The sequence below is a fragment of the Ureibacillus terrenus genome, from assembly GCF_006569205.1.
GTDB lineage: Bacteria > Bacillota > Bacilli > Bacillales_A > Planococcaceae > Ureibacillus > Ureibacillus terrenus.
In genome coordinates this window covers 172084-190033 of the sequence record NZ_VIGD01000002.1, presented here as the reverse complement: position 1 = coordinate 190033, position 17950 = coordinate 172084, and the positions used below count along the sequence as shown (strand labels likewise).

17 protein-coding genes are annotated in these 17950 nt (G+C 48.0%); 9 read left to right on the top strand and 8 right to left on the bottom strand.

What is annotated here, in order from left to right; translation table 11 throughout:
- Complete coding sequence (locus tag FKZ59_RS02945) at positions 1-732, top strand: ABC transporter ATP-binding protein (protein WP_141601241.1); 732 nt, start codon at positions 1-3, stop codon at positions 730-732.
- A 131-nt stretch (positions 733-863) separates the two neighbouring features.
- On the opposite strand, the gene FKZ59_RS02940 is transcribed toward FKZ59_RS02945, so the two are convergent.
- Positions 864-1931: a nucleotide kinase gene (locus FKZ59_RS02940; RefSeq protein WP_141601240.1), complete on the bottom strand. Its 1068-nt coding sequence runs from the start codon at positions 1929-1931 to the stop codon at positions 864-866.
- A 45-nt stretch (positions 1932-1976) separates the two neighbouring features.
- Positions 1977-3164, bottom strand: a complete 1188-nt coding sequence (locus tag FKZ59_RS02935; RefSeq protein WP_141601239.1) for a glycine C-acetyltransferase — start codon at positions 3162-3164, stop codon at positions 1977-1979.
- Positions 3165-3388: 224 nt separating this feature from the next.
- On the opposite strand from FKZ59_RS02935, the gene FKZ59_RS02930 reads away from it, so the two are divergent.
- Positions 3389-3889, top strand: a complete 501-nt coding sequence (locus FKZ59_RS02930) for a GNAT family N-acetyltransferase (protein WP_141601238.1) — start codon at positions 3389-3391, stop codon at positions 3887-3889.
- Positions 3890-4114: 225 nt separating this feature from the next.
- Here FKZ59_RS02930 and FKZ59_RS02925 read toward each other — a convergent pair whose 3' ends face one another.
- From FKZ59_RS02925 to FKZ59_RS02915, 3 genes are all read right to left on the bottom strand, one after another.
- Positions 4115-4780 (bottom strand): YczE/YyaS/YitT family protein, encoded by a 666-nt coding sequence (locus tag FKZ59_RS02925; RefSeq protein WP_141601237.1) that lies wholly within the window; start codon positions 4778-4780, stop codon positions 4115-4117.
- A 207-nt stretch (positions 4781-4987) separates the two neighbouring features.
- Complete coding sequence (gene ybaK, locus FKZ59_RS02920) at positions 4988-5470, bottom strand: Cys-tRNA(Pro) deacylase (RefSeq protein WP_141601236.1); 483 nt, start codon at positions 5468-5470, stop codon at positions 4988-4990.
- Positions 5471-5594: 124 nt separating this feature from the next.
- On the bottom strand, positions 5595-6089 hold the full coding sequence (locus tag FKZ59_RS02915; protein ID WP_141601235.1) for a DinB family protein: 495 nt from the start codon (positions 6087-6089) through the stop codon (positions 5595-5597).
- A 127-nt stretch (positions 6090-6216) separates the two neighbouring features.
- Between FKZ59_RS02915 and FKZ59_RS02910 the strand changes: the two genes are divergently transcribed.
- Entirely contained in the window at positions 6217-6969 is a 753-nt protein-coding gene (locus tag FKZ59_RS02910; RefSeq protein ID WP_141601234.1) for an IclR family transcriptional regulator, read from the top strand.
- A 68-nt stretch (positions 6970-7037) separates the two neighbouring features.
- Here FKZ59_RS02910 and FKZ59_RS02905 read toward each other — a convergent pair whose 3' ends face one another.
- Positions 7038-8228 (bottom strand): FAD-dependent monooxygenase, encoded by a 1191-nt coding sequence (locus FKZ59_RS02905; RefSeq protein ID WP_141601233.1) that lies wholly within the window; start codon positions 8226-8228, stop codon positions 7038-7040.
- A gap of 182 nt (positions 8229-8410) precedes the next feature.
- Here FKZ59_RS02905 and FKZ59_RS02900 point away from each other — a divergent pair, with 182 nt between their 5' ends.
- The gene (locus FKZ59_RS02900; protein WP_141601232.1) at positions 8411-9172 is read left to right on the top strand and encodes an IclR family transcriptional regulator; all 762 of its coding nucleotides are present in this window, start codon (positions 8411-8413) and stop codon (positions 9170-9172) included.
- 78 nt (positions 9173-9250) lie between these two features.
- Here the strand turns inward: FKZ59_RS02900 and FKZ59_RS02895 are convergent, their stop codons facing one another.
- On the bottom strand, positions 9251-9769 hold the full coding sequence (locus FKZ59_RS02895; protein ID WP_141601231.1) for a hypothetical protein: 519 nt from the start codon (positions 9767-9769) through the stop codon (positions 9251-9253).
- A gap of 252 nt (positions 9770-10021) precedes the next feature.
- Between FKZ59_RS02895 and FKZ59_RS02890 the strand changes: the two genes are divergently transcribed.
- The 5 genes from FKZ59_RS02890 to FKZ59_RS02870 all read left to right on the top strand — a co-directional run bounded on the left by FKZ59_RS02890 (position 10022) and on the right by FKZ59_RS02870 (position 15480).
- Positions 10022-10972 carry a fumarylacetoacetate hydrolase family protein gene (locus FKZ59_RS02890; protein ID WP_141601230.1) on the top strand — a complete coding sequence of 317 codons (951 nt, stop codon included), beginning with the start codon at positions 10022-10024 and terminating at the stop codon, positions 10970-10972.
- Positions 10973-11101: 129 nt separating this feature from the next.
- Complete coding sequence (locus tag FKZ59_RS02885; RefSeq protein ID WP_141601229.1) at positions 11102-12235, top strand: cupin domain-containing protein; 1134 nt, start codon at positions 11102-11104, stop codon at positions 12233-12235.
- A 335-nt stretch (positions 12236-12570) separates the two neighbouring features.
- Entirely contained in the window at positions 12571-13599 is a 1029-nt protein-coding gene (locus tag FKZ59_RS02880) for a TRAP transporter substrate-binding protein (RefSeq protein WP_141601228.1), read from the top strand.
- 109 nt (positions 13600-13708) lie between these two features.
- Positions 13709-14221, top strand: a complete 513-nt coding sequence (locus FKZ59_RS02875) for a TRAP transporter small permease (protein WP_181733154.1) — start codon at positions 13709-13711, stop codon at positions 14219-14221.
- Between the two features lie 14 nt (positions 14222-14235).
- Positions 14236-15480 (top strand): TRAP transporter large permease, encoded by a 1245-nt coding sequence (locus FKZ59_RS02870; RefSeq protein WP_246045787.1) that lies wholly within the window; start codon positions 14236-14238, stop codon positions 15478-15480.
- 154 nt (positions 15481-15634) lie between these two features.
- On the opposite strand, the gene FKZ59_RS02865 is transcribed toward FKZ59_RS02870, so the two are convergent.
- On the bottom strand, positions 15635-17818 hold the full coding sequence (locus tag FKZ59_RS02865; protein WP_141601225.1) for a DNA topoisomerase III: 2184 nt from the start codon (positions 17816-17818) through the stop codon (positions 15635-15637).
- Between the last annotated feature and the right edge of the window lie 132 nt (positions 17819-17950).

The following is a 17950-nucleotide window of genomic DNA, read 5'->3' as shown; positions in this document are numbered from 1 at the left end:
ATGCTGACCATCAATCGGCTCACCCGCATTTTCGGGGGCGAAAACGGTGTGCGGAATGTCTCCTTTTCCGTGGAAAAGGGGGAAATCATCGGGCTGCTCGGAAAAAGCGGTTCGGGGAAAAGCACGATTTTGAAAGCCATTACCGGCCTCGATCAAGGATATAGCGGGGACATCCTCATCAACGGAGAAAAAATTCAGGGGCCCCACGAAGAAATCGGGGTCGTCTTTCAGGAACCCCGGCTTTTCCCATGGCTGACAGTGCTTGAAAATGTTCAATTTGGCCTGAATAGGAATAAAAAAGAAAACATCGCCGCCGCACGGGAGCTGTTGAAAGAAGTGGGACTGGAGCATGCGGAAAATTTATATGTCAAACAATTATCCGGCGGAATGGCACAGCGGGTGTCGATTGCAAGAGCCCTTGTGACCAATCCCGGCCTGCTCCTTCTCGATGAACCTTTCAGCGCGCTCGATGCGTTTACCAAAATGCAGCTCCAGGATCTGGTGCTGAAAATTTGGAAATCGCAGCAGCTGACGGCGGTGATTGTCACTCATGATATCGATGAAGCTTTATACTTGTGCGACCGGATCCTCGTGTTATCCGGAAAGCCCGGGCAGGTGGAGCGGGAATTCCGCATTGATGAACCGCGGCCAAGAAACCGCGGCAGCGAAACCCTTGCCCGCATGAAAGCGGAGATATTGCACTCGCTAGGTATTGAAGCGGTCTACAGTTAGCGCTGTGTCCGCTTTAATATACAAGACTCCCCCCTGTTATAAGGAAAAACCGGGCGCAAAAAAGCGTCCGGTTTTTCCATTTATAAACGGTTTCAATAAGATTCAGTTTATTGCATCAATTCGGTGATTCATCACTTTCCAAACAAACGGGCCGATTGCTTTTTCCATTTGGAAACATCCGTTGCCAGGTCGACAATCCCGCGGATCTCTTTTTCCGCTTCCGCATACAGCTTGGCGTAGTTGGTTGCATGGAGAATCGCTCCCCTGTACTCTTTTTCGATTTCTTGAATCTTCTCTTCCGTCTCTTTCGTTAATGGACAATGTTTGGCAATGTCAACAATCTGATCCCCCACCCTTCCTTCCGCTGGGAAATATTCATGGGGGGCTGTGCTGTCGAAAATGCAAAACTTCAGCTCCGGCAAAATGACCATATCGATGGATCTGGCATCCAGGCCGCACCACACCTGTTGTACATCAAATCCCCTTTTCAATGCCTCCTGCGCCAATTTTTTCAGCATGGTCGATTTTCCAGTGCCCGGCAATCCTTTAATAAAATACCTTCTTTCCAAATTGCGGGTGATATTTTGCAGAAAATCTCTTGCCCCAACCGGTGTCAGCGTTCCAAATAAACGATGGGTCAGCGTCCCTGTTTTATTGAGCAGCATGCCGTCAAAAATCTGGTCAAGAAGCTCCTCCTGATGTTCCTCCAGCGCTTTCCAGTCCATATGTTTCCGTGTCTGCCTTTCCCACTCGTCATGGATTTCGATGGCGGAACGGAGCGCATCAAACAATTGATGATGCCATTCTTCCGCTTCTTCCGAAAGCTGTTTTAGACGTTGGCCATGTTTTTTCAGAATCCCCTTATCTAAACAGTCATAGAAGGAAATGACATGATCGCGGGTGCCAAGTCGCGTCGGTTCAATGGAAGGTTTGGAACTTTGGAGAAACAAGATGCCGATGCCTTTTACGAAAGTCGCCTGGACGGTATTTTCAAAAAGGGGATCGTAGAAAAATTCGATATCGAAACCCCTGTTCACATAAAAATAGCCGATTTCCTTCAATAAATTGGAAGCGTTGAAACCGAAAATTCCCTTTAAAAAATAGACTTCCTCCGCCTCTTTCGCGATTTCCTGATAAAGATCCTTCAACCCTTGCCCCGTCAACGCCTGCCCAAAAAACTTCGTAATCGAACCTTTCAATGGATCATCCTTTCTTTTGAAGTGCCTGGCACCTGAAACAGAACATTAAATAACTCCGAGCTCCCGCCCTACTTTTTCATAAACGGCAAGGGCCTCATCCAGCATTTCTTTTGTATGGCCGGCGGTCGGCATGTTGCGGACGCGCCCTGTCCCTTTTGGCACGGTCGGATAGACAATCGCTTTCGCATAAACGCCTTCTTCGATAAGCCTCTTGGAAAACTGCTGGGTCAATTTTTCATCCCCGATGATGCACGGGGTAATCGGTGTTTCCGAATTGCCGGTAACAAACCCGAGCTTTTTCAGCCCTTCTTTGAAGTAATTTCCGTTTTCCCACAATCTCCTTGTCAATTCTTCCGACCGCATCAACAAATCAATCGCCGCAATGGTCGCCGCCACGTCCCCGGGAGGTACGGCCGTTGAAAATAAAAACGGACGTGAACGCACTTTCAGCCAGTCGATCAACTTCTTCTTCCCTGCCACATACCCGCCGACAACGCCGATCGCTTTCGACAATGTTCCAATCTGAAAATCGATGTCTTTTTCCAGCCCGAAATGCTTTACCGTCCCCCTTCCATTGCCGGTGACCCCTGAACCGTGGGCATCATCCACATAAGTGATCAAATCAAATTCCCTTGCAATTTCCACAATCTCCGGCAGCTTCGCCAAATCCCCGTCCATGGAAAACACGCCATCGGTAATGACCATGATTTTCCGGTAGCGCCCCGACTCCGCCGTTTCTTTTGCCTTTCTGCGCAAGTCATCCATATCGGAATGGGCATATGCGACGATTTTCGCTTTTGATAATCGGCAACCGTCGATGATGGAAGCGTGGTTCAGCTGGTCCGACAATATGCAGTCGTCCTTATCCATCACCGCGGAAATGGCGGCCATATTGCAGTTGAATCCGGACTGGTAGCTGATGGCCGCTTCCGTGCCTTTAAACTCCGCAATTTTTTCTTCCAGCTTTTGATGCAGATCGAGGGTCCCGTTGATGGTGCGGACCGCCCCCGCTCCTACCCCGTACCGGTCAATGGCGCATTTGGCCGCTTCCTTCAATTGCCCGTTCGTTGCCAATCCCAAATAATTGTTGGAAGATAAATTGATCAACCGTCTCCCGTCGATTTCGATGACAGGGCCATTCGCCCCTTCGATGACATCAATCTCGTTATACAATCCTTGGCTTTTGAGTTGCTGCAAGTTTTCTTCCAAAAAAGAATCCAAAGCTTTTGCCAATGTTGCACCTCCTGATTGGGTCCTCGAAACAATATATGACGCAAGCTTCGGATTCTTCATCGAATATTTCATGATTTCTGCGACATTAAACGGCAGCCGCCCCCTTGCAATGGTTCCTAAAATAAACAAGCCCTTTCGGAGCATTTTTTATTTTATACTGGAACAAAAGAGTGGTAGTATGAATTCATCAATTCTGTACATATGAATTTAAAAGGATGGTTAAGATGACAAACGATATCGTTTTTCGGATTGCAATCCTTGGAGATTTGCCGACCATTGTGGAAATCTACAATTCAACCATTCCAAGCAGAATGGTCACTGCGGATACCGAACCGGTCACGGTGGAAGACCGGTTGGACTGGTTTCATGAACACACTCCGGAAAAAAGGCCTTTATGGGTGGCCGAATATGACGGAACCATTTGCGGCTGGGTAAGCCTCCAATCCTTCTACGGCCGGCCAGCCTATGATGCAACCGCGGAAATCAGCATTTACCTCCATGAAAACTTCCGGGGAAAAGGACTTGGCAAGAAGATTTTGGGCAAGGTCATCGGGGAATGCCCGAAATTGGGAATCGAAACGCTTCTGGGCTTCATCTTTGCACATAATGAACCGAGCCTTCGTCTGTTTTTTGATTTCGGATTTGAAAAATGGGGGCTCTTGCCGGAAGTGGCAAAACTGGATGGCATCAAGCGGGATTTGGTGATTGTCGGAAAAAAAGTGTAGGCATAAGATGGTCTGCGGATTTGCGGAATCCGCTTAGTTATATCCGCAACAGGCCTTCATGAAGAAGCGGACATCCAGGTACGCTGCATCAAATTTCATGAGCCGTGTTTGTCATCAACATACTTATGCATCGATTAAAATATCTATTAATTTCATGCGCCGTATCGGCAAACACTTCTCAAATAAACAAGCGCAAATGGAAGGCTCTTTCCATTTGCGCTTGTTTTAATCCGTCTCTCTTCCTATCACCGGAATAAATGGCTTTTCCCCTTCCAGCGCCTCTTCGCCGATGCATTTCAGCAATAACTTTTGGCAATACGGCAAGGCAAATTGCACAATATAGCCGGATCCCACCGCAATCAGAATCGTCCCCACGCCAAAAGGCCCGCCTAACAGCCAGCCGATCAAGGCAACGGTCAATTCGATGGATATCCGCGCCACTTTGATGCTTCCGCCCAGTTTTTCCACGATCCACATCATCAGCCCGTCTCTCGGGCCGGATCCCAGGTTCGGGGATATATACATGCCCGTGCCGAAGCTTAAAACAAAAATGCCTGCCAGAAAATACAGGAGCTGAAAGAGAAAAGTATCCGCATCGGGCAACAGCCAATAAAAAAAGTCGATGAACCCCCCCGTCAGCAGCATGTTCAACCAAGTGCCGATTTTCGGAAAACTTTTGTACATCAGGGAAGTAAAAGCCACGATGACAAGTCCCGTAATAATCACCCATGAACCAATCGACAAGCCGATGGTTTTATATAACGCAATATGTAACACGTCCCATGCATTGACTCCAATTTTTTCCCCCTTGATCACCATCGTGATCCCCAATGACATGATGCATAACCCGGCCAGATAAAAGCCCCACCGCCAAGCATATATTCTTCTCATCTCCGATACGCCTTCTTTCCATCCATATCAAATGCGAGTGTCAAACAGCAAAACCTCTTCTGCCGTTCCTCCTTCTCTTCTTTCACCCCAAAAAATCGGGCCGGCATCGGCCTTCCTTTATCCCGGAAACGCCGGACAACGGTAACTTCCGTCGAAAAGAGACACATTCCGGTGTTAAACCGCAGCAGATACCGGACAACAAACCGTTCATTTCGCGACAGGCGCAAACTCCGCATTGGCCGCCTCTGCCAAATCCGCCGGGGCCAATCGAATCTGGATGCCAATTTTGCCGCCGCTAACGATTATATAATCCAAATCTTTTGCCGATTCATCAATGAACGTCGGAAACTGCTTCTTCATGCCGACCGGCGAACACCCGCCGCGCACATACCCCGTTGCCGCAAACAAATCTTTCAATGGAAGCATCTCCACTTTCTTTTCCCCCGCGGCTCTGGCGGCTGCCTTCAAATCCAGCTCCTTCTCCACCGGAATGACAAACACATACGTTTTCCCGGCCCCCGCCGTCGTGACTAGGGTTTTGTAAACATGATCCGCGGGATGCCCGATTTTCTTGGCAACCGATACGCCGTCGATGGCCCCTTCCGTCTCGTAAGCGATGGCCTGAAATGGCATATTCCGCTGCTCCAACAACCGGATGGCATTCGTCTTTGCCGCTTTCTTTTTCGCCAAATCCTATCACCTTCAATTTCCATTCGTGCAATAACTATCATAACAAATTTTTCATGGAAGGAAGCTTCGAAATTGCGCCAAAAAAAGATCGTTCCGCCATCGAAACGATCTTTTTCTTGTTCCTTTATTTCACTTTTTCAAGGTGACGGACAAGTTGTCCATAATGGCTTTCCACATGCCCGACAATCAAGTGGTCGATCAGAAAAGACAGCGGTTTGCCATCAAAATTCGGGTTGTAGCTCGGCGCCGTTTTTTCCAAATCCTCTTCCTTCACTTTGGATAAAGCCTGCTCTACTTTCGGAACAAGTTTTTTCAGTTTTTCAATCGCTTCTTCCCTTTTCAATTGCGATACAACCGTGTCGCTCACCGCTGCCAAACGGCGGACGTGCTCATGATTGCGCCCCCATTTCGCCCCTGGTACAATTAGTAAAGCTTCCAGATCTGCCACCCAGAAATCCACCGCTTCCAGTACATGTGATACAATTTGCATAGCAGACCACTCTTTTTCCGAAGGCTGAATATACAATTTTTCTTCATCGGTGTTTTGCAGCACATCAACGATTCGATCGATGCTGTTTTTGAAAGACGTGATTTTGTCATCTAAAACGTGAACAGTCATACCCTACTCCCCTTTTTATCAAAATAGAGAATAAAATTCATTATGTTGATAATTCTTAGCACAATATATTAAACTATTAATCGGAAATATGCAAATGTTTCATCTTATATCAGAAAGGAATATCTCTATGACAAAATCTTCTTCAACGATCGGTTCACTGAGCCAGGGAATCAAAATCCTTGATGTCGTAGCGCAAAGCGATGTTCCGGTCAAATTTACGGAACTTCAGCAAAAGACGGGAATTTCAAAAAGCAATCTTTATAAATATTTAAATACATTGACACAGCTCGACCTGTTGTACCGCGATCGCCAAGGTTCCTATTCCCTTGGCTACAAACTCCTGGAATACGGGAACGCGGCCATGAGAAATCATGATATGATAAACAAATTGTCGCCGTATTTTAAAGAAATCAGCAACATTACCCAAATGTCCACTTCCCTTTCCGTCTGGCTGAACGATTGCCCGGTCATCACAAACATTTGGAATACCAATTACGGCATCAACATAGGAGCCCAAATCGGCACAAAATTGCCGCTCATGTCGTCGGCAGGAAAGGTGTTTGCCGCCTACGCAAACAGCAGGGAAGTGGCCCAATGGATCAAACAGGAACAAGAAAAGATTCCGAATTTTTCAACAGAGCAGTTTCAGAAGGAGCTGGAGGAAATCCGCCGCTCCCATGTGGCCTTTGCCAAAGAACCGCTTGTCAACCATGTTTCTTCCTTTGGCGTGCCGATTTTAAACTATCAAAATGAAATCATCGCTGCCGTCGCCGTCATCGGATTCACCGAAAACATCCCGACCGATCCGCAAGATGAAACGATCCAGAAAGTCATCGACATCTGCAAAGAAATGTCCAGAATATACGGCTACCGGGAATAAAGTGCGAAAAAATGCGTTAGCGCAGTGCGACTAACGCATTTTTCATTTCTTATTTTTGTTTTCATAGATTAATTGACGCCGGAAACTTCTTTCTCCTTCTTAAAGATGCCGTACAGGAAGTCCACCACATGGTAATCCGTCGGTTTATGTCTTTCAAACAATGCATCCCGCACCATTTTTAGCACTTCATCTTCCGCATGGATGATTTCTCCCCATCTGCGGGCGCTCCGTTGAACCATTCCCGCCCTTGGAGCGCGGATTTTTTCATATTCTTTGAAAGCTTCTTCATACGTATCGCATTCGATCAGTTTTTCCCTTAAGCACCAGGCATCTTCAAGCGCTTGTACACCGCCTTGCGCAAGATATTGCAGCATCGCATGGGCCGCATCGCCCAGCAATGTGATATTGCCTTTTGACCAAGTGTCGATCGGTTCCCGGTCATACATTTGCCATTTGAATTGACGGTTGATGAATTTCAATAAATATTGCGCGTCCGGATGCGCCCCTTCGAAGCGGCGGAACAATTCTTCCGGCGTTCCCCAGTCTTCCTTGGATGTATCGTAAGATTTGAAAACGACTACCAGATTGAAAAGTTCTCCGCGGCGGATCGGATATTGCACCAAGTGGAGATTAGGACCGATCCACATGATCACATCGTCCAATGTTACGTGGTCTTTTACTTCTTCAATCGGAATCGTTCCGCGGTATGCCACATACTCGGAATTCACCGGCTCATCGTCCACAAACAATTTCCGGAGATTGGATTTTACGCCATCCGCACCGATGACGGCATCCGCCGAATATCTGTCGCCCTTCTCCGTGATGATTGTAACCGAACCGTTTTCCTGCTCCGCGGTTTTAATTCTTGAATTTGTGAAAAATTTAATGTTGCCGCGTTTCTGGCATGCCTCCAGCAATACGCGGTGCAAATCGGAACGGTGCATGACGATGTATGGCTGGCCGAATTCTTTTTGGAATCCTTCTCCCAGATCAAGAGAAGCCACTTCTTTTGCTGAATAGATATCTTTCAGCACCAATCGTTTTGGCAATACTGCGTATTTCAATATTTCTTCTTTTACTCCGAACCGATCCAACACTTCCAGCGCGTTTGGGGCCAATTGCAGACCTGCCCCGACTTCCCCGAATTCCGGCGCCTGTTCAAACACGGCGACAGATTTCCCCGCATCATTTGCGGCCAAAGCAGCGGCCAATCCCCCAATACCGCCGCCTACTACAATCACATCACTGATTTTTGACATCACAAATTCCACCCCTTTGTTCGATTTAACGAGTCCATTTTTAGAGAACTGTGTTCTCTTTAAGAAAACTTTATAATAAAATACAACCAAGTGTCAATAATTTCATCGAAAAAATCAAAAATTTCTTTCTTAAACGATTCTTTGCTATAATATCGAACATCATAGTCTATCGGAGGAATGTCATGTCAAAGGAAAACAAGATCCAGTCCCTGGAAATCGGTTTGAATATTTTAGAAATCATCGCAAATCATAAAGAGCCGTTAAAGTTTACGGAAATCCAAAACATTACATCAATGACAAAAAGCAATTTGTATAAATATTTGACGACCCTGCATGAATTCGGGGCGATTCAACGCAACCCTGATAATACCTATTCTTTGGGACACAAACTTATTCAATTGGGCAACATTGCGAAAGGACAATCTTCCATCGTGGAAACCGTGATTCCATATTTGAAAAAAATCAGCAAAAAGACGGGGCTTACCGCTCTTCTTGCGGTTCCTTCCGCAGGGGGTCCCCTCGTTTCCTACATTTCGGATGCATTATATGGAATCAACATCGGTGCGCAAATCGGGACAAACTTGCCCTTGGGTTCATCGACGGGCGTCATTTTTGCATCTTTCCGTAATGAACTGGTGAAGAATTGGCTGGATTCCGAAAGAGCCAAGTTGAATGAGGAACAGTTGAAAGAACTCGACAAAGAATTGGAAACGGCCAGAAAAAGTTATTTTGCATCGAAAATCGAGCCGTTGGTAAGCCATGTTTCTTCCTTCAGCGTCCCGATTTTAAATTATGAGCAAGAATTATTGGGCGCCATCACCATCGTCGGCTACACCGAAACCGTGCCGACTTCCCCGGATCATCCGACTAGCCGGTACATTATGGACATCAGCAGGGAACTTTCCGCCCAATACGGATTTTCAGCAAACGCTGAAAGTCTATGAAACTATCAAAAACCCAATAGATCAAGGGAGCGGACATAAGCCATCCGCTCCTTTTTTGTTGATGATGGACGAACCGGTCTACTTGGGGATTCCGCTTGGGCAGATGGAGCTCCTCTTGGTCGGATATACTTCATGCTTGGCACATAATCCATCTTCTTGAGCAAATACACTCCCCACTCGGGCGCTTGCCCCTTCCACTCGGGCATTTACACTTCCCGCTCGGGCACTTGCACTCCCCGCTCGGGCGCTTGCACTCCCTGCTCGAGCACTTACACTCCCCACTCGGGCACTTGCACTCCCCGCTCGGGCGCTCACCCCATCCACTCGGGCGCTTGCACTCCCCGCTCGGGCGCTCACCCCATCCACTCGGGCACTTGCACTCCCCGCTTGGGCGCTTGCACTCCCCGCTCGGGCGCTCACCCCATCCACTCGGGCACTTGCACTCCCCGCTTGGGCGCTTGCACTCCCCGCTTGGGCGCTTGCACTCCCCGCTCGGGCACTTGCACTCCCCGCTCGGGCGCTCACCCCATCCGCTCGGGCGCTTGCACTCCCCGCTTGGGCGCTTGCCCCTTCCACTCGGGCACTTGCACTCCCCACTCGGGCATTTACACTCCCCGCTTGGGCGCTTGCTCCATCCTCTTGGGCACTTGCAATTCCTGCTTATACACATAACGCTTCTATTTTTGCAGTGATACATCCCATTCTGCTCATAAATCACCCAGATTTTGGAGGCAAGCAGAAAAATATTTCTGAAAACAAAAAATATTGACAACATTGAAACGCGAGATTAATATTTTTATATAAATAGCGAACAAAATTCACTAAAATTATAATATAGGAGGTCAATGAATGAAATTAGTCAACTATACAGCAGGTGGACACACCCGTGCCGGAGCAATTGTGAACGATCAAGTAATCGACCTGAACTATGCTTATCAAGCGCAATTACAGGCACTGGGCAAATATCGGTACAAAGAAATCGCCCACGCATTTGTACCGGCCATCACCGATGAATTATTCCAGGGAGGGAAAGAATCGCTGGCACTTGCCCAAGGCGCCATCGATTTCATCCTAGAAAACCCTGATCGATTTGATAAAAAAGTGATTTACAACCGCAGCGAAGTAAAAATTGAAGCGCCTGTCCAAAAACCTGGAAAAATTATTTGCGTCGGCCACAACTTCCGGAAACATATCCAGGAAATGGGACGTGAAATCCCGACCCATCCGGTCATCTTTGCAAAGTTTGCCAACACCATCATCGGCCCGGAAGACGATATTCCGCACTTCCCTATTTCAGAACAGCTGGATTATGAGATGGAATTTGCTTTTGTTGTCGGCAAACAGGCCCGCAACGTTTCCGAAGAAGAGGCCCTCGATTATGTGGCCGGTTATACGATTGCCAACGACGTGACGTACCGCGACATTCAGCGGCGCACCCTCCAATGGCTGCAAGGCAAAACGGTGGACGGTTCCCTCCCTTTGGGGCCTCACCTCGTCACGGCAGATGAAATCGGCGATCCGGCAGGGCTCGATATGGTGTTGAAAGTAAACGGCGAAGTGCGGCAATCCACGAATACCGACGACTTCGTATTTACCGTTCCAAAACTTGTTTCCTTCCTGTCCGGCTTAATGACACTGGAACCGGGCGATCTTGTATTGACAGGCACTCCAGGCGGTGTCGGTTTTGCCATGAACCCTCAGCAATTCTTGAAAGACGGCGATGTTGTCACAATCGAAATCGAGAAGATCGGCGTTCTCGAAAACAAAGTGAAAGCCGTCAAACAACCTGCCAATGTTTAGCGGGCAGCGCTAAGCTGTTCCCTTTTACAAAATAAATACACGGGGCCAGGACCGGCGCATGATGAGCAAGTTTGCGCCGGCGCTTAACCGCCCCTTCTACAAAAAATAAATGAGCAAAGGGGAATGATTATGGGAGAAGTAAGCCAAGAAATGAAAGAATTTATGAAAAGCTCCATTGTAACCGACTTCACGAGGGACATTCAGCAGTATCACCTTGGACCGCTTTGGGAAGCCATTCCTGAAATTATGCACCGCACGCCGACTCCACAGGCGGAAGCCTATCTTTGGAGCAGCGAATTGATCGAAAAGAAAATGGCGGAAGCGACCCAAATCTTCACGCCTGAACGCGGCGGCGAGCGCCGTGCCATCTATTTCCAAAACCCGGGATTAACGTACCGCAAACCTTGGGGATGGGCATCGACAACCCAAACAATCTATGTTGCCGTCCAAAGTTTGCTGCCTGGCGAAAAAGCGCCGTCCCATCGCCACTCTCAAAACGCCATGCGCTTCATTTCCAAAGGTTCCGGCGCCTACACGATCGTCCAGGGGCAGCGGGTGTTCATGGAAGAAGGAGATTTCCTCATCACTCCGAAAGGTTTATGGCATGGCCATGAACACGTCGGCACCGAACCGATGCTTTGGATGGACGCTTTGGACATTCCGACTGTATTCGCCATCGGGGGCACATTCTTTGACCCATATGAAGATACGGAAGACGGATTGCAACGGCCGGAAGTTCCGGACAACTTCAGCGAAAAACGCTACCAGGGAGGCATCGTCCGCCCTGTCGGCGACAGCAAGTATACGATAGCGCCGCTCGCAAACTTCAAATGGCAGCGGACAGTCGATGCCATTAAAGGATTAATGGAATTCGACCCGGATCCGCATCACGGTTATGCCGTTGAATACTTCAATCCGTCCACAGGAAAATCAGCCAACCCTACTTTGGGCACCCGCATGCAATTCTTGCCGAAAGGATTCCATACAAAAGCGTTGCGCCATACGCACTCGACGGTTTACAACGTGCACAAGGGCTCCGGCTATTCCGTCATCAACGGCGTGCGGTTCGACTGGAAGCAAGGCGACTACTTCGTCGTGCCGAACTGGGCTTGGTATGAACACGTTGCATCCGAAGACTCCTACCTGTTCTCCGTGAACGACCTGCCAATCATGGAACGCTTCGATCTGGAAGTAGAGCAAAAATATGAAACGAATAATGGATTCCAAGAAATCACGGGAGAATTTAAGGCAGCCTTCAGATAAGGGCCAAAGAAAAGCAGAATCCCCAAACGGGATTCTGCTTTTTTAATCGATTATTTTCTAATAAATGCACTATTTTTCTAGTTTCAAAGTGTGAAAAAATATTGACACTATTTTGACGAATTTATATTATTAGTGTAACGAGTTCACTATTGATGAAATACATAATGGGTTTAAACAGAATTATTCAAAGTATATCAATGAATTTACTGAAAACTTTCTATTTTCCGCTGCAAATGTCGGAATTTATCGACAAAAGACTATCTTGTAATATTGCCTGTTTGTTTATTACAAATAGTCTTCATATAAATACTTTTATTCAAACAAGGGGGATCATTATGCATTTTAAAAAGCTATTATATTCTTTCATCATGGGGATTTTGGCTCTTGCTTTGGCAGCATGCGGAAGAGATGAATCTTCCACATCCGGCAACAATGCAAGCGCCGAGGGAGAAACACGCGTATTCAAAATTGCCCACGTGGTACAAGAAAACCATGTTTGGAACGTGACGGCCCAAAAATTCGGGGAAGAACTGAGAAAACTTTCCGACGGACGTTTTGATATTGAAATCCACCCTGCCTCCACATTGGGGACGGAAGCGGATATGGTGCAGCAGCTGGAAACAGGCGCCATTGATTTCGGTTTTATGACAAACGCTTATATGAGTACACGCCAAGATTCATTGAATGCATGGTTTATGCCTTATCTGTTCGGAAGCCTGGAGGAAGCCGTGAAGATGCGGGAATCCGAACCTGCGAAGCAAATGCTGGAAGAGTTAAGTTCGCAAGGTTTGGTGGGCCTTGATTTCATGTTTGCCGGAAACCGCCACGTTCTCATGAAAGACGGCTTTGCGGAATCTCCGAAAGATTTGAAAGGCAAAAAAATCCGGATCATCGGAAGCCCGGCAATGCAATCCTACTGGGAAAAAGTCGGAGCCGGCCCGACAGCCATGCCGCTGAATGAAGTGTACACATCGCTTCAGACAGGTGTCATCGACGGCATCGATATCGATTTGGATGCTTTGGTCACTGAGAAATATTATGAAGTTGCAAAGTATTTGACGCTGACGAACCAAATGACCTTCCCTACCGTGATTGTCATGAGCAAAGCGGTTTATGATTCATTAACTCCTGAAGATCAGGAAATCATCCGCACGGCGATGAAAAATGCGGTGGACTGGGGAGTGCAGGAAGCCATTAGACGCGAAGAATCCAATTTGCAGGCATTGAAAGATGCGGGCATTGAAGTATTGGAAGAAATCGATCCTTCCAAATTCCAAACAGTGACAAATGAAGTCCGCAATGAATTTTCCAAAAAATCGGATATTATCAAAGCCTTTATCGAAGAAGCCGAGGGCGGCAAGTAAGCTTTTGATGTTTGGTGACTTTCTGACTTATCCGTGACAAAATAAGTGGCAAGTCCCCTTTTCCTTTAATGTCCCAATGAATCTTTTCATAGATAGAAGGTGTTTTCATTTGAGAGTATTAAGCAAAATCAGCGATGTTGTCTATTCCATCGAGAAGGTGCTGGCATTGATCCTTGCATTGACATTGATGGTGTCAATGGTGGGCGGTTTCTTCTTCCGTTATGTGTTCAAAAATCCTTTGCTATGGTCGGACGAGTTGGCCATCTTCTGCCTGATTTGGATTACGTTTATCGGCGGAAGCATGGTGCTGAAGGAAAAAGCATCCCCTGCCATCACCATTTTGGTCGATGCGGTTCCGGACAAATATAAAAAATATATCCATGCCATCAGCAACCTTATTCTGCTCATCTTTGTCGCTTATGTCCTTTATTTGGCGTCGGATTGGATCATGAAGCCGAATATTTTCGTCCAAAAATCAACGGCATTGAACTGGCCGAAAATCTACTTTTATTTAAGCATCCCGGTTTCATTCGCCTTCGCGACGGTTCATGTCATCAATAACACAATCCAGTCCTTCCGGCAATCCGAAAAAGACGGGGGTGACTTCCAATCATCGCGATAATCGCTTTTGCCGTATTGCTGCTTCTGGGCGTCCCTATTGCCTATGTGCTTGGCATCACAACGGTCGTCTACATTTTTGCCACGGGTAATTTGACGCTTCTCGTCACCGTCCCTCAACGGCTTTATTCCGGGATGGAAAACTACGGACTGCTCGCCATTCCCCTCTTCATGCTTGCCGGGGAATTGATGAACTTCGGGGGCATTACAAAACGGCTTGTGGATTTTGCGAAAAAATTCATCGGACATTTCCGCGGCGGGCTCGCCTACGTTAACGTCGCGGCCAACATGATGCTCGCGGCCATCATCGGATCCGCCACGGCCCAAATTGCCATGATGAGCCGCACCATGGTGCCGGAAATGGAAAAATCGGGCTACAGCAAATCTTTCAGCACCACGACGACAGCGGCGGCAGGATTGCTTGGCCCCATCATCCCGCCGAGCATGCTGTTCATCATTTATGGTGTGAGTTCCGGCGCTTCCATTGCCGACATGTTCAAAGCAGGCGTCATCCCCGGCATTTTATTGGGGCTGGGCTTTATGATCATCATCGCTTTCATCGGTTTCAAAGAAAGCTTCCCGAAAGAAAAGCGGGCATCGGCCGGGGAAATGTTCCGTTCCTTCCTGGGGGTGCTCCCTGCCCTGGCTGTTCCGCTCATCATCATCGTCGGCATTTTGAGCGGGGCCTTTACCGCAACGGAATCCGCGGCGATAGCAAGTTTTGTCGCGCTTTTGGTGGGACTGTTCTTCTACCGTGAGCTGAAACTGTCGCAAATTCCAAAAATCTTGATCAACACCGTTTCCACTACGGCGGTCATTACGATCTTGATTGCCATGGCCAATATTTTCGGATGGATGTTGGCGTTCGAACGGATTCCGCAGCAAATCGCCCAATGGATGGTTTCCATTTCGGACAGCACGATTGTCTTCCTGTTGCTCGTGAACATTTTCCTGTTGATTTTGGGCATGTTCATGGACGGCATTGCCGCGCTGATCATCCTTGTTCCGATCTTCATGCCGTTGCTACCATTATATAATGTGGATCCGATTCATTTTGGCATCATCATCTGCATCAACTTGACAATCGGGATATTGACCCCTCCGGTCGGTTCCGGATTGTTCATTGCATCCTCGATTACACGGGTGCCGATCGGCGAATTGGTAAGATCGCTATGGCCGTTTTTGATCGCTTCCGTTGTGGTATTGCTGATGCTGACGTATATTCCTTCCCTCACCCTATGGCTGCCATATGCAACGAAATAAAAAAACGGAAAAGCGGATGGGAATAATTTTTCCCATCCGCTTTTTTCCGTCATCCCAGCAACCAATCTGCTGTTCAGTGTATGCCAAACTTTTCAGAGCCGGCCGCAACATTCCATGGCACCCTTTGGCAAATGCGACCTGCATCCGAACCGTTTTATTGGTCGAGTTTCAATTGCTTCAACGCTTCCGCAAGGGCGTTGTTCGTAAAGGATTCGTTTTCCTTTTTCAAATATTTTTGCAGCGTCCACTTGTCCACCTTGCCGCTCGTCTGTTTCTTCAGTTTTTCCTGGAACGTGGACCATTTTTCACGGAACCCGCATGGGCAGACGAAGATTCTTCCTTCCCCTTCCCCAAACAATTCCAGCTTCTTATGGCAATTTGGACAGCGATGATTCGTAAATTGGGAAACGGTTTTCCGGTATCCGCACTCCCGGTCCTGGCAGACGAGCATTTTGCCTTTCTTCCCGTTCACTTCCAGCATCAATTTTCCGCATTCCGGACAATGTTTCGTCGAAAGGTTATCGTGCTTGAATGTTTTGCCGCTCGTCTTGATTTCCCGGACGATTTCCTTCGTAAACCGCTTCATTTCATTGATGAACACTTCTTTTCTCATTTTGCCCTTCGCGATCTGTTCCAGCTTCATTTCCCATTCGGCGGTCAAAGCGGGGGATTTCAAGTCTTCCGGCACCAGATCGAGCAGTTGGCGCCCTTTTGAGGTCAAGTAAATTTCTTTTCCGCCGCGTTTTTCAATCATGAAACTGTTGAACAGCTTCTCGATAATATCGGCCCTTGTCGCCACCGTTCCGAGTCCGCCGGTGGATTTTAATGTTTCGGCCAGCTTCCGGTCGTTCGTCCCCAGATATTTCACCGGATTTTCCATTGCGGAAAGCAGGGTCGCTTCCGTAAAACGTGCTGGCGGCTTCGTTTGCCCCCGCGTCATTTGGATGTCCGAAACCGTCAGTTTGTCCCCTTTGGCAATCGGCGGCAACACCTGTTCGCGCACATCTTCTTCATCCTCTTCCGCAACATCGGCCGCAAACACTTTTTTCCATCCTGGGTTCAATATATGTTTCCCTTTTGCGATGAACGTTTCATCCCCGATCTTCGCATGTACCGTCATTTCTTCGTATTCCGAAGGCGGAAGCAGCACGGCCAGGAAACGTTTGATGACCAGATCGTAAATTTTCCGTTCCCGGTCGGTGAATTCGGAAAGGTCGACCGGCTGCTCCGTCGGGATGATGGCATGATGGTCGCTGACTTTCGCATCATCCACGAAGGATTTGTTGGCTTTGATCGGCTTTTTCAAAATATCGTCGGCAAGCTGGCGGTATTCGCCGACGCCGCAAGCTTTCAGTCTTTCCGGAATGGTTGGAACGATATCGGATGAAAGGTATGGGGAATCGGTTCTTGGATACGTCAGCACCTTATAATGTTCATACAGCCGCTGCATGATGTTCAACGTTTCCTTCGCGGAGAAGCCGAACAGCTTATTGGCATCCCGCTGCAATTCCGTCAAGTCGTACAGGCCGGGAGCATAGGATTTTTTCTTCTTTTTCTCCACTTCCGTCACGATGGCGTGTTTGCCATTGATTTTTTGGATGATGGATTCGATTTTTTCTTTATGGAAACTCCGGGTGTTGCCGGAGGAATCTCTCCATGTGAGCGCCACTTTGCCTGCTGTCGCCTGGATTCCATAATAGTCTTTCGGCACAAAGTTTTTGATTTCTTCTTCCCGGGCGGCGATGATGGCAAGCGTCGGCGTTTGCACGCGCCCGCAGTTCAATTGGGCATTGTATTTGGTCGTAAGCGCCCGGGTCGCGTTCAGCCCGATATACCAGTCCGCCTCCGAACGTGCAACGGCGGACGCATACAGATTTTCATAGAGTTTCCCCGGTTTTAAATGGTTGAATCCTTCTTTGATGGCTTTGTCCGTCACCGATGAAATCCAAAGGCGTTTAATCGGTTTCCGGACGTTCGCCTTTTCGATGATCCAGCGGGCAACGAGCTCCCCTTCCCTTCCGGCATCGGTGGCGATGATGATTTCCCGGACATCTTTCCGGTGAAGCTGCGCCTTGACCGCATTGAACTGCTTTGCCGTCTGCCTGATGACCGTCAGTTTCATCGGGTCCGGCAGCATCGGCAGATCCTCGAGCCTCCATGTTCTATATTTCGCATCATATTGCTCCGGATCGGCGAGGGTCACCAAATGGCCGAGCGCCCAGGTGACGATGTATTGATTCCCTTCCAGATAGCCGTTTCCGCTTTTATGGCATTTCAGCACCCGGGCAATATCCCGGGCCACCGAAGGCTTTTCCGCTAACACTAAACTTTTTGACATGCGTTACATCCTTTCATATATCATATGACTACTATAGCATATCTTCCATGTTCGTTCATTTGCAGGGGCATCCCCGGCATGCATCAATAATACGGCGAAATGCAAATGTGAGGTAACGGAGAGCAAAAGTTG

Bases quoted from the DNA above. Each gene is read 5' to 3' on its own strand.
- FKZ59_RS02945 (WP_141601241.1), top strand. From the start codon at position 1: ATGCTGACCATCAATCGGCTCACCCGCATTTTCGGGGGCGAAAACGGT.
- FKZ59_RS02930 (WP_141601238.1), top strand. From the start codon at position 3,389: ATGACAAACGATATCGTTTTTCGGATTGCAATCCTTGGAGATTTGCCG.
- FKZ59_RS02925 (WP_141601237.1), bottom strand. From the start codon at position 4,780: ATGAGAAGAATATATGCTTGGCGGTGGGGCTTTTATCTGGCCGGGTTA.
- FKZ59_RS02915 (WP_141601235.1), bottom strand. From the start codon at position 6,089: ATGACTGTTCACGTTTTAGATGACAAAATCACGTCTTTCAAAAACAGC.
- FKZ59_RS02910 (WP_141601234.1), top strand. From the start codon at position 6,217: ATGACAAAATCTTCTTCAACGATCGGTTCACTGAGCCAGGGAATCAAA.
- FKZ59_RS02905 (WP_141601233.1), bottom strand. From the start codon at position 8,228: ATGTCAAAAATCAGTGATGTGATTGTAGTAGGCGGCGGTATTGGGGGA.
- FKZ59_RS02900 (WP_141601232.1), top strand. From the start codon at position 8,411: ATGTCAAAGGAAAACAAGATCCAGTCCCTGGAAATCGGTTTGAATATT.
- FKZ59_RS02890 (WP_141601230.1), top strand. From the start codon at position 10,022: ATGAAATTAGTCAACTATACAGCAGGTGGACACACCCGTGCCGGAGCA.
- FKZ59_RS02885 (WP_141601229.1), top strand. From the start codon at position 11,102: ATGGGAGAAGTAAGCCAAGAAATGAAAGAATTTATGAAAAGCTCCATT.
- FKZ59_RS02880 (WP_141601228.1), top strand. From the start codon at position 12,571: ATGCATTTTAAAAAGCTATTATATTCTTTCATCATGGGGATTTTGGCT.
- FKZ59_RS02865 (WP_141601225.1), bottom strand. From the start codon at position 17,818: ATGTCAAAAAGTTTAGTGTTAGCGGAAAAGCCTTCGGTGGCCCGGGAT.